The sequence below is a fragment of the Microcoleus sp. F4-D5 genome (genome assembly GCF_036704885.1).
Lineage (GTDB): Bacteria > Cyanobacteriota > Cyanobacteriia > Cyanobacteriales > Microcoleaceae > Microcoleus.
The window spans coordinates 41,635-54,760 of the sequence record NZ_JAUBSX010000009.1; the positions used below are offsets into that span (position 1 = coordinate 41,635).

The following is a 13,126-nucleotide window of genomic DNA, read 5'->3' on the forward strand; positions in this document are numbered from 1 at the left end:
ACGTATTCTCTAGTTAAAAATTGTAAGGGATATAATTAAACAAATCGCCGATCAAGACAAGTCATAAAGTTCATAACTTAAAGTCATAAAAGTCATATTTGTAAAAATATATTGCAATTTACAGACAAATTTGACAGTTTATAGATTTGCCCGTCTGCTGCCAAATCTCTTTTAGCTGGTCGCAATCTCAGTCCTCTTTGAGAGGACTTGCGCTATGAGACAGGGTTTCTAACCCCTGGCGGACTTGCGGATTCACCAACAATTTTCGCCTGCAATAGTTTGTGCCATCACCCATAAACCCGCCGGGGAATCAATTCCCCGTCTCATAGGGAAAGTCGGTTAAAAACCGACTGCCAAACCTAATATTAGATCGTTGCAATCCCAGTCCTCTTTGAGAGGAATTGCGCTATGAGACAGGGGTTTCTAACCCCTGGCGGACTTGCGGATTCACCAACAATTTTCGCCTGCAATAGTTTGTGCCATCACCCATAAACCCGCCGGGGAATCAATTCCCCGTCTCATAGGGAAAGTCGGTTAAAAACCGACTGCCAAATCTCTTTTAGCTGGTCGCAATCTCAGTCCTCTTGAGCGAGGACTTAAGCTACTCGCTGTGGGAATTAATTCCCACAGCGAGCTTTCGGTTGAAGCGATCGCGCCTCGATCGCCCATTCGATCGCCCTTTACTCTCTAAATCAAAGTGAGATTAGCATTCACAAAACTTCCAAAAAGTTGGTCTGGTTTCACCGAATTAACCACAGCCAAAACTTGACCGGAATCCGCAACTCGAATGACAGTGCTGCAATCAACCTCGTCCAGTCGCAAGTTATTAAAGGTCAAATTTCCTGTAAGTCCGATCGCATCAATTCCCACCTGAAAATCGGCAATTAAATCAGCAAAATTTGCATCCGCTGGCGCTCCATTTTGGCGCACCACAAACAAATCACTTCCCGGCCCGCCAACTAAGGTATCTTGAGCCAAATCGCCGCTCAGCGTATCATTTCCTTCCCCGCCAAACTGCACATCCAACCCTTTGCCGCCGAACAGAAGATCGTCGCCATTGTCACCGATAACAGTATCATTACCTCGATCGCCCCTGAGTCGATCGTTCCCATCGCGCCCGACAATTAAATCGTTATCCTTGCCACCAAAAATAACATCATCGCCAGCAGCACCATCGATCGTATCGCTGCCGGGATTGCCAAAAATGCGATCGTCCCCATCACTTCCAAACAAACTATCGGCAGCATCCAAACCCAACATCGTGTCATTGCCCCTGCCGCCATTGATACTATCTTCACCGCTAGTACCAAACAGCAAATCATCTCCTGAATTTTCCAAAATCACGATCGGGCCGGGCTCCAATACAGGCATCGGTATCGATATCGGTGCCGGACATGATTCCGTTGGAGTTGGAGTCGGAGTCGGCTCGGGCGTTGGCGTCGGCGCAGGCGTTGGTGTTGGAGTCGGCGTCGGCTCGGGCCCTGGAGTCGGAGTCGGCTCGGGCGTTGGCGTCGGGGCAGGCGTTGGTGTTGGAGTCGGAGTCGGCTCGGGCGTTGGTGTTGGAGTCGGCGTCGGCTCGGGCGTTGGTGTTGGAGTCGGAGTCGGCTCGGGCGTTGGTGTTGGCGCAGGCGTTGGTGTTGGAGTCGGAGTCGGCTCGGGCGTCGGCGTTGGAGTCGGAGTCGGCTCGGGCGTCGGCGTCGGCGCAGGCGTTGGTGTTGGAGTCGGCTCGGGCGTTGGAGTCGGCGTCGGCTCGGGCGTTGGGGCGGGCGTTGGAGTTGGTGCAGGTGTTGGTACTGTCAGTACAGGTGTAGGAGTAGGTGGAGGTGGAGTTGGAGGCGTTGGCGGAGGCGTTGGCGTCGGTGGAGTTGGAGGTGTCGGTGTGGGAGGTAGCGGTTGCGGCGGTGGCGGTGGAGGCGAGACAGCAAAACTACTGAAAATTTGCGTGCTGCTAAAATTTCCCACTGTTTGGATGACGCCAGCACCAGGAGTAGTCCCTGTTTCCGTCGCAAAGAAGTCAACAATCTCTATATCTCGACCGTCGATCGTACCATCTTGATTTAAGTCAATTACTAAACTCGTGCCATCTCGTCCCAATCCCGTCGCGCCAGGAGCTAAAGTAAGCGATAGCGTGACTCCCGGAATACTGAGGGAATTTGTGCCGCCAATGTCTGAAATGATGCTACCTTGAGCCGTCGTGCCATCCAACTGATAAAAATCATTGCCCGCCCCTCCTAGCAAGAAGTCAGCACCACCACCACCAACCAGAGTATTGTTACCCTCATCCCCAAACAAAAAATCATTGCCCAACCCCCCATTTAAAGAATCATCGCCAGCATCCCCGCCCATAAAATCATTGCCCGCCCCGCCATTGAGCAAGTCTTTACCATCACCGCCAAACAGCAAGTCATTCCCATCGCCACCAGACAGGAAGTCATCGCCAGCCAAACCATCTAAATAATTAACGCTTGTATTTCCCGTCAGAGAATCATTACCGCTGCCGCCGAAAAGATCTTCAATGTTAATCAGACTGTCCGTTCCCTGTCCCGTTGCCGTCCCGGTTGCCAGATTAGCAACTATCAGTCCAGTTGCTGTTGCGTAAGAAACAAGGTCAACACCTTCTCCACCATCAACCGTGTCATCGCCAGCCCCTCCACTCAGAACATCATTGCCAGCCCCCGCATTCAGGATGTCGTTACCCTCATCACCTAACAAGAAGTCAATACCTTCTCCACCATCAACCGTGTCATTGCCAGCTTCTCCAAGCAGGAAATCGTCTCCCAATCCACCGCCGAGAAAGTCATTGCCATCACCGCCAAAGAGGAAGTCAGCACCATCCAATCCCAACAGAGAGTCATCCCCAGCGAAACCATCTATAACATTGGTGCTAGTATTTCCCGTCAGAGAATCTTTGCCGCTGCCACCTTGAATGTATTCAATACCGATGAGAGTATCGGTTCCCTCTCCTGTTGCTATCCCTGTTGCGAGATTTACCAGCACGGCAGTTGTTGTTCCCGCATAGGAAACAAAGTCAAAACCATCTCCGCCGTCAATCACATCGCTGCCAGAACCTCCAGTCAGAAAATCGCTGCCATCTCCTCCAGAAATTGAATCATCGGCATCGAAACCCGCGAGAAAGTCAGTACCATCCCCGCCATCTAGGGAATCTTTGCCAGCACCGCCAAGTATTACATCGTCGCCCAATCCGCCTAGAAGCGTAGCAGATTTGTTCGCACCGGCGAGAGTTTCAAGGCTGATGAGACTGTCATCTCCCGCGTCACCAAAAATTAGGTCATTACCGCCAGTGCTGCCGAGAAAATCATTGCCTTCACCGCCGCCGAGAGTCGAATTACCGAGTCCGTCAATTAGGGAATCATCGCCCAGTCCGCCAACGATCGAGTTATTGCCTTCATCGCCGAACAGAAAGTCTCTACCTCCTAGCCCGACGAGGCTATCGTTTCCTGCTGCTCCGAATATGTCGTCATTGTTCGCAGTTCCTGTTAGTAGAGTGTCACTGTCATTGGGTGCAAAAATAAATGCCATGACTGAATTTCCTGATGTGATGTTGTTAGTTTTGAATTGTTTGCTACTTAAATACGAGTTCGAGCTGATATCTTGCACCTGTTGCAGAAACCGGGTTTCTGGTCAAAACTCTGCCACAAACTCAATATTTTTATTCAGAAACCAGGTTTCTATATCGGTTATTGAAAATGGCACAATATCTCAGTTCGATCGCACCTATAAACTCGTGCACAGACATAATTAAATAAACTATTTCCTAAGTCAATTCATAAAGTTCATAACTTAAAGTCATAAAAGTCATATTTGTAAAAATATATTGCGATAGTTAGACAAGTTAGCAATATTCAGCTAAATCCTATATAACAGTAATTACACCACAGCCCATTAAAAATCTGTTTGTAGTTGCGCTTAATCGCCGGCCCAATATCGCAACTAGAAAAATCGGAATTAGGAGCAAAAAAATGGTCAGCTTGAGTACAATTAGCTTAAAGCATGAAATTATGACAGTAGAAGAAGCAATAATTATTTTGGACAATCTGGTATACGAACACACGGAAAAACACCTGAGTCGGTTGCAACAGTCGATAATTCGAGGCGTTGTAGGGGGTTTGACGTACCAAGAAATTCAGGAAAACGATCCGATCGCCCGCGGGTACACAGTCGGCTATCTGGGGCGTTATGTCGGCTACAACTTGTGGAAAGACCTCACCAAGGTACTGAAGCAAGCAGAAATTATTGGGCAAGAAGAAAGAGTCGTCGGAGCAAATCTTTGGGACTGCATCATGAGATCTGTACAAAAAGGCACACAACCAGCTAATTCTCTCGATCCGATATTGCAAAAGCTGCTGCGGATGCGCTACCGAATCAGAGAACATTTGGTGAACACGGAGTACAGCGACACCTATCTCGCTGAAGATGAAAATTTGCCCGATCGACCTTTGTGCCTTGTCAAGCGCCTGAAAAGCCAGTCGGAAAGAACCAGCCAGTTATTCGATCGAGAAACGCGGGTTTTATATCGATTGGGCCAACACGATCGGATACCAGAATTGTTAGCTCGCTTTGAAGAAGATGGATATTTTTATTTAGTCTATCAATTCATCGAAGGGCAACCCTTGTATCAAGAACTAATCGAAGGTCAACCGTGGGAAGAACATCAGGTTATCGGTTTGTTGAAAGATATCTTGGAAGTGCTTGTTTTTGTTCACAAACAAGATGTAATTCACCGCGACGTTCACCCTCAAAACTTAATTAGGCGGACATCAGATGGCAAGATTGTATTAATTGACTTTGGGGCCGTTAAAGAAATCAACACTTCACAAAACAGCATCGGTCAAACGAAATCGCGCGGCGGTACTCAGCAAGACTACATTCCCCCCGAACAAGCCATCGGTTCACCGAAATTTTGCAGCGACATCTATGCTGTCGGGATTATCGGGATTCAAGCCTTGACAGGAATGCGCCCGAAACAACTCAGAGTTGATAATTTAGGCAATCTCATTTGGCAAAAAAATGCAACTGTCACTCCGGAGTTGGCTCGCGTTTTAGACCAGATGGTGCTGTACGCTTTCCCCCAGCGTTACCCGTCAGCAGCCGAAGCTTTGGAAGCACTTCAAAACTTGGAAGTTAGCAGTTAGTAGTTAGTAGTTAGTAGTCAGTTGACTGTTGACTGTTGTCATTAGTTGAAGAACTAAACCCAACACCATTGTAAGCGAGCATCTTTAGGGACACGGCATTGCCGTGTCCTTAACAAGTTCTGGTTAATAATTGGTATAAGATTCAGGAATACAGCAAAATTTTTTAACAAATAATCATAAGTTATTTAGTGCATATTGTCAAGTTTTCAAAAGAACAGTTGAGCGTAACTTTTTTGCCGATCGCATTTCCCACAGCCGCATCAGCCGATTTACAATGCGATCGATCTTAGACCTCTTGCAAAAATAGCTGGGACAGGCCGGAGAGCCCGTCCCACAAAAAGTTTTTTCTCTTGTGGGATGGACTCTGGAGCCGGTCCGAAAATTTGATCGAAAGGACTTTTGCAAGAAGTCTCTTGTTGCCGATAGATTCATCCGCCACCTTTATCCATCAATGGGCTGAGTAAAAACACTCGGTCTCGCCAATGAATCGGGCGCTAATTTCCGAGCTCGAAGGGACACGGAACAAGGAACAAGGAATTTTTTGTTTTAACTTACAAGAAAGAAAAATTGTTGCACCCTGCCGAATGCTTTCTACGTAAGAGCCTTAAACCTTCTGTTGACTATATCTCTTAAGTTAGATAAAATAATTCATATTTTATGCTTAACAGTTTTAAGAAAATCTTAAGCAGCTTTGTATAGCCGAAAACAATCTACCTACAGTGTTGATTGTTACCGTGGATACGTAAGAACCCAAATAATTTGAGGGATCGAGAAATTGGAACTTTTTGAACGAGAAAAACAAGTGCAAAGGTCTTCAACTGCCATTACGAAAGTCCAGTCTTTTTCCAAAAAAGCTAGTGTTGCAGTAATCGCGATCGGCTGTGCAGTCATTTTGGGTTGGATCTTCGATGTGCAACTATTAAAGAGCATTCTTCCCGGACTCGTGACAATGAAAGCCAATACTGCGATCTGCTTTATTTTGGGGGGGTGTTCTCTGTTCATCCAACAGATCCGGCGCGCAGAATTAATAGCAAGAAAGCATCAAAAAATTATTAATTTTTTAATTTACATCTGCTCATTTTTAATTATATTAATTAGCTTTTTAACCCTACTTCAATATAGCTTTAATTTAGACTTGGGCATCGACCAACTGCTATTTAAAGAAAGTTACACATTGACAAGCCACGGAACACCAGGGCGGATGGCACCAAATACTGCTACTGCTTTTTTATTGCTGGGAATATCCCTGCTGCTGCTGTCAGAAAGTCGCCCTAAATATCTGCGGATTCAAATCTTAAGCTGTTGTGCATTTTTAATTGCATTTATGGGTTTGATAGGCTACCTCTACGACAAAGCTTTATTCTACAGGATTGGCGATAATACAGGCATGGCTTTGCACACGTCCGCAGCATTTATGTTGCTGAGCTTTGGCATTTTATTTACTAATCCAGAGCGAGGATTGATAGCAGTAATTGCGAGCGATCGCGCTGGCGGCATCATGGCGAGGCGCTTGTTGCCGCAGGCAATCATTATCCCGCCTTCAGTCGGTTATTTCATCCTATCGGGAGAGCGGTTACAAGCATACACCCCGGAGGTAGGAATATCGCTGTTGAGCGTATTGAACGTGATGATTTTTACAGTTCTGATTTGGCAGAATGCCAAAACTCTCTGTACCGCAGACCGGAAGCGCTATCGAGCGGAACTGGAACTGAGGAAAGCTAAATCAGACTTAGAAACTCAAGTTGAGAAACGGACTCTCCAACTGCAACTCGCCAACGAGCAATTGCAGCAGCAAATTCTCGACAGTCAAACAACTAAGCAGGCGCTGCAAAACAACTACAACCTATTGCTGACAGTCATAAACAGTACGCCAACAGCGCTATTTGTCAAGGATCTTCGGGGCCGTTACATGATGCTAAATGCTGCGGGAGCCAGTATTATTGGCAAGTCGGTAGACGAAATTATCGGCAAAGACGACAGCCAGTTATTTCCGGCGGAAATTGCGGACAATATTAGGAAAACCGATCGCCCAATCATGATAGCGGGAAAAACCCAAGCGATCGAAGAAGAACTGCCAGTTAAAGGCCATTTGCGGACATTTCTTTCAACAAAAAGCGCTTACCGGGACGGGCAAGGAAATATCAGCGGTATAGTTAGCATCGCTCGGGATATTACTGAGCGCAAACAAGCTGAACTCACCAACAGAAGTCTGGCAGCAATTCTGGAAGCAACGCCGGATTTTGTAGGTATCTGCGACCTCGAAGGACGCGCCATTTACATCAACAAAGCAGGCAGAAAAATGGTGGGTATAGAAGAAAACGAAGATATATCCAACCGACAAGTTGCAGAATTCAGCGCAGTGTCAGCCCGCAGCACTTTGAAGCAAGCGATCGCCACCGCTGTTTCCGGAGGCTTTTGGAGCGGAGAAACCGCCTTCGTGTCAGCATCGGGACTCGAAATTCCCGTCAGCCAAGTCATCATCTCCCACTCCGCACCGGGCGGCAAACTCCCATACATTTCGACGATCGCCCGCGACATCAGCGATCGCTTCCAAGCTGAAAAAGCGCTGCAACTGTCTCAAGCTCGTTTCGCCGGCATTGTAGAAATTGCCGACGACGCGATTATTTCCGTGGATGCGGAGCAAAAAATTATCCTGTTCAACCAAGGTGCAGAACGGATTTTTGGGTGGACGGCTGCAGAGGCGATCGGGCAATCCCTGAACCTGCTGTTGCCCGAAGCTTTTGCCGCCTCTCACTGCCACCTGGTCAGCAATTTCGGCGGCTGCGCTAAACAAGCCCGAAAAATGGGCAACCGCAAAGAAATTTTCGGCCGCCGCCGAGACGGTACTGAATTTCCAGCCGAAGCTTCTATTTCCCAACTCGAAGTTGCAGGCGAAATCATATTCACAGCCATTTTGCGCGACGTGACAGCCAGTCGGCAAGCCGAAGAATTTGTGCGTTTGAGCGAGGAAAGATACCGATCGCTGGCAATGGCCACGGCACAGATGGTTTGGACGACAAACGCTAGCGGAATCTTCGACAAGCCTCAGCCTGATTGGATAGCTTATACGGGCATGAGCTTGGAAGAGAAGGACAACTGGATAGAAGCAGTGCACCCAGAAGACCGCGATCGCACCATACAAGCTTGGAAGCGCGCCATAGAAACACAAAGTCTCTACGAAGTCGAGCACCGCTTGCGGGCTGCAGACGGCAGCTACAGACACTTCTGGGTGCGGGGCGTCCCACTTTTGGACGCGGACGGCAGCGTTCGCGAGTGGGTGGGCACTCACACCGATATCAGCGATCGAGTCCAAGTTTTGGAAGCACTCAAGCAGTCCGAGGGACAGTATCGAGCGCAAGCAGCCGAGCTCGAAAAAGCTGTCCGCGAGTTGCACCAAGCTCAAACTCAACTAATCCAAACCGAAAAAATCTCTTCTCTCGGGCAGCTAGTCGCCGGCGTCGCCCACGAAATTAACAATCCGATTAACTTTATCTACGGCAACATCACCCACGCCAGCCAATACGCCGCAGACTTGCTCGGTTTGCTCCACCTTTACCAGGAAAAATACCCAAATCCCGTCCCAGAAATTGTAGAAGCAGCCGAAGATATTGAAGTTGATTACTTAATGGAAGACTTTACGAAGATTTTGGAATCAATGAAAGTAGGAGCCGATCGCATCCGCGACTTAGTTGTATCCTTACGCAACTTTTCCAGACTCGACGAATCGCAGATGAAGCTAGTAGACATTCATGAAGGAATCGAAAGCACTTTGCTAATTTTGCAGCACCGGATCAAAGCTAATGTAGTTCGTCCGGCTATTGAAATTATCAAAGAATACGGCAATTTTCCACCAGTCGAGTGCTATGTAGGTCAGCTCAACCAAGTATTTATGAATCTTTTAGTAAATGCGATCGACGCCATCGAAGAGTACAACAATCATGATTCAAACGAAATAGAAATCTCTTTTCGACCCAAGATAATTCGGATTAGCACGAGTGCGAATTCAGACACAGTAACAATTCGGATTGCCGACAACGGCAAGGGAATCAATCAAGAAGTTATTCACAAGTTATTCGACCCATTTTTTACTACTAAACCAGTCGGCAAAGGCACAGGCTTGGGACTGTCAATCAGCTATCAGATTATAGTTGAAAAACACCGAGGCAAATTGCAGTGTATTTCCGTGCCCGGGGAAGGTGCAGAGTTTGTTATAGAAATTCCCATTTCCCAGAAAGTATCAGCGCTGGCTGCCGAAAACACAAAGGAAACGGTCAATCTATTTTAGATTTTAGATTTTAGATTTTAGATTTTAGAATTGACTTGCGCGAGATAAATTCGGGGGCTCCTTTATCGGATACAGGTTTTTTATTTCTGGGTCCTGAGTGTGCGAAGGAATGAATCCGGGGGCTTGTATCCTGGATGCTTTCGGTCATTAATCATTAATTTCAAGGCTGACCCATCGGGGGGGCTAAAAGCCTGGTTTCTACGAGTTTTGCGTTGAGTGACGAGAAATATAGCAAGAAACCGGGTTTCTGAGGTAGCGAGTGCATCCAGGACTTGCATTTGGATCTCGCAGTCTAAAAACCTTGACTTTCAGGGATGCCGATAGTCTCCTCTTGTCGATCGCCCTAAATCGAAATAATTCTTTACAATAAAAAAGTAACATTCCAATTAACTTTGACAAATTCCCTTGAAAATGCCTGTAAACCAACTTTCTCCCACAACAGCCTCCACCGAGACACAGACACTCGACTTTGACATAGCCATCGTCGGAGGCGGCATAGTTGGGGCAACCTTAGCCAGCGCCTTAAAAGATTCCGGCTTAAAAATCGCCATAATTGAAACCCAACTCCCCGCAGTCGCAGCAGCCAAAAAACAAGCCTATGCAATCACCCTGCTATCAGGAATGATTTTAGAAGGCATCGGCGTATGGCAACAAATCTTGCCGCAAATCACCACCTTCGAGCAAATTAGCCTCTGCGACGGCGACTATCCCGGTGTTGTCGAATTCCACCGCCCAGACTTGGGAAATACTGGCAAATTGCCCGTACCAAAAACAGCTTTAGGTTACGTTGGCGAGCACCGAGTCATGCTGTCAGCTTTGCACGAATGTTTGGCAGAAAACCCGAATTTCAGTTGGGTTTGTCCGGCGGAAGTAGTCGAAGTAAAATATTTAACTAATTGCGCCGAAATAGTAGTCAAACAACACGGCGAAACTCGCACAATTCGCACTAAATTATTAGTCGCCGCCGACGGTTCGCGATCGCGCATCCGCACCGAAGCCAACATCAGCACTCGCGGCTGGAAATACTGGCAATCCTGCGTTGCTATCACTATTAAAGCAGAAAAACCGCACAATGATATCGCTTTTGAGCGCTTTTGGCCGAGCGGCCCGATGGGAGTATTACCATTACCGGGGAACCGCTGTCAAGTAGTTTGGACAGCACCCCACGCGGAAGCGAAAGCTTTGCAACAAATGGATGAAAAAGAGTTTTTAGGTTTGTTAGAACATCGCACGGGCGGGCTTTTAGGGCGTTTGGAATTGGAGAGCGATCGCTTTTTGTTTCCGGTGCAGTTAATGCAGAGCGATCGCTACGTTTTGCCCAGATTAGCGCTAATTGGGGATGCGGCCCACTGCTGCCATCCCGTGGGCGGCCAGGGATTAAATATGGGCATTCGAGACGCTGGGGCGATCGCCCAAATCTTGCAGCAAGCGCACCAAAAAGGCGAAGACATCGGCGACTTGCGAGTATTGAAACGGTATCACAACTGGCGCAAAAAAGAGAATTTAATCGTGTTAGGATTTACCGATTTTCTAGACAGATTATTTTCCAATACTTGGCTGCCAATTGTAGCATTTCGCCGCTTCGGATTGTGGTGTTTGCGGACAATTCCGCCTGTGAGGTTTTTAGCCTTGCGCTTGATGACTGGTTTGATGGGGCGGCCGCCAGAATTAGCGCAAAATTAGAAGAAACCTGGTTTTTTCCTATGTTGCTTGCACTCTAGCGGTGTTGCCACATCCGCCAGGGGTTGAAACCCCTGGCTAATAGCGAAAGTCGGTTGAAACCGACTGAAAAGCTGAGATAAAAATCAAAAAATCTTTAGTCCTCTTTAAGAGGACTTTTGCTATGAGACAGGGGTTTCAACCCCTGGCGGACTATCGGGCTAACCGAGGTTTCTCGCCACTCGCACGATCGAAGAAACCGGGTTTTTTCCCATCTCTTCGCCTGTAACCAAATATTCTCGAAAAAATCCGGTTTCTGGCCACCCATCGATGAATCATGGTAAATAAACATCCGTGTTACTGACAACTCCCCACAATGGAAGAAACCCGCGCCCAAGCTTATGTGCAATTGATTGTGACACTCCTGAATTGCCCCAACGGTGAGAAACTGCAGATTTTACAGGCTAACTTAGAATTGGTAGATTCGGGGTTTCTGCAAGTTTGCGAGGTAGTAGCAGAAAACTTGGCAGAGGAAGGATAGAAAAATGGGAGTAATTAATTTTTTACGAAATCTTGCCAGTCAGATAGGGCAATTCTTGGGGATGAACGATGACGGAGATCTGGAAGAAACCCGCGCCCAAGCTTATCTGCAATTGATTCAGACACTGCTGACTTGTCCCAACGGTGAGGAACCGCAGATTTTACAGGCTAACTTAGAATTGGTAGATTCGGGGTTTCTGCAAGTTTGCGAGGTAGTAGCAGAAAACCTGGCAGAGGAAGGACAGGAAAATCAGGCTAATTTTTTACGAAATCTTGCCAGTCAGATAGGGCAGTTCTTGGGGAGGAACGATGACGGAGATAGCGATCGCTCTGAAGGTGAAAATCCTCAAGAATATGCAAACTTTATCCTAGAATTATTGCAAGCAGAAGAAAGCTATAGCGGTATTCAAGTAATTTACCCGATACTAAAACAACGGCAACATCTCCTCAATTCGCATTTTGCCGAGACATTACAGCAAGGAACCCAGAATTTAATAGCTGGCGAAAATCCCGAAACAATTGAGTTCATTGTCGCCCTCATTGAAAATTTGAGTAGTCATATTTATCAATTTCCCCTTGGCAGTAGATTGGATAATCTTGAAATTGCCATTACTGGTTATCAAATAGTTTTAAATAATCGGGAACCGGGCAGCGAAAAATATGCTCAAACTCAAAATAACCTAGCCGTTGCCTACAGTGACAGAATCAACGGTTCGCGGGCTGATAATATCGAAAGGGCGATCGAGTTTTATCAAGCTGCTTTAAAAGTTCGTACCCTTGAGGATTTCCCCCAAGATTGGGCAATGACTCAAAATAACCTAGCCCTTGCATACAGTAACAGAATCAACGGTTCGCGGGCGGATAATCTCGAAAGGGCGATCGAGTTTTATCGGGCTGCTTTAACTGTTTATACCCTTGAGGATTTCCCCGAAAAATGGGCAGGGACTCAAAATAACCTAGCTGCTGCCTACAGTGACAGAATCAACGGTTCGCGGGCTGATAATCTCGAAAGGGCGATCGAGTTTTATCAGGCTGCTTTAACTGTTTATAAGCTTGAGGATTTCCCCGAAGATTGGGCAATGACTCAAAATAACCTAGCTAATGCCTACTTATACAGAATCAACGGTTCGCGGGCGGATAATCTCGAAAGGGCGATCGAGTTTTATCAGGCTGCTTTAACTGTTCGTACCCTTGAGGATTTCCCCGAAAAATGGGCAATGACTCAAAATAACCTAGGGGAAGCGTACAGAAACAGGATAAACGGTTCGCGGGCTGATAATCTGGAAAGGGCGATCGAGTTTTTTCAAGCTGCTTTAACAGTTCGTACCCTTGAGGATTTCCCCCAAGAATGGGCAGGGACTCAAAATAACCTAGCCGTTGCCTACAGTCACAGAATCAACGGTTCGCGGGCTGATAATCTCGAAAGGGCGATCGAGTTTTATCGGGCTGCTTTAACTGTTTATACCCTTGAGGATTTCCCCGAAAAATG

Annotated in this window: 5 protein-coding genes and 1 pseudogene; 5 read left to right on the plus strand and 1 reads right to left on the minus strand. The window is 47.0% G+C overall.

Features of this window, described 5'->3' with window-relative positions:
• Positions 1-687: 687 nt before the first annotated feature.
• Positions 688-3,513 (minus strand): annotated as a pseudogene (locus QUA80_RS06545) (calcium-binding protein); the annotation flags it as partial.
• A gap of 467 nt (positions 3,514-3,980) precedes the next feature.
• Between QUA80_RS06545 and QUA80_RS06550 the strand changes: the two are divergent.
• The 5 genes from QUA80_RS06550 to QUA80_RS06570 form a co-directional block, all read left to right on the plus strand.
• Positions 3,981-5,153, plus strand: a complete 1,173-nt coding sequence (locus tag QUA80_RS06550) for a serine/threonine-protein kinase (protein ID WP_333422521.1) — start codon at positions 3,981-3,983, stop codon at positions 5,151-5,153.
• Positions 5,154-5,928: 775 nt separating this feature from the next.
• Positions 5,929-9,438 (plus strand): PAS domain S-box protein, encoded by a 3,510-nt coding sequence (locus QUA80_RS06555; RefSeq protein ID WP_333422522.1) that lies wholly within the window; start codon positions 5,929-5,931, stop codon positions 9,436-9,438.
• Positions 9,439-9,849: 411 nt separating this feature from the next.
• Positions 9,850-11,121, plus strand: a complete 1,272-nt coding sequence (locus tag QUA80_RS06560) for an FAD-dependent hydroxylase (RefSeq protein ID WP_333422524.1) — start codon at positions 9,850-9,852, stop codon at positions 11,119-11,121.
• Positions 11,122-11,473: 352 nt separating this feature from the next.
• Entirely contained in the window at positions 11,474-11,638 is a 165-nt protein-coding gene (locus QUA80_RS06565; RefSeq protein ID WP_333422526.1) for a hypothetical protein, read from the plus strand.
• Between the two features lie 4 nt (positions 11,639-11,642).
• Positions 11,643-13,126 (plus strand): tetratricopeptide repeat protein (locus QUA80_RS06570; RefSeq protein ID WP_333422527.1); only part of this gene is annotated, 1,484 nt, incomplete at its 3' end.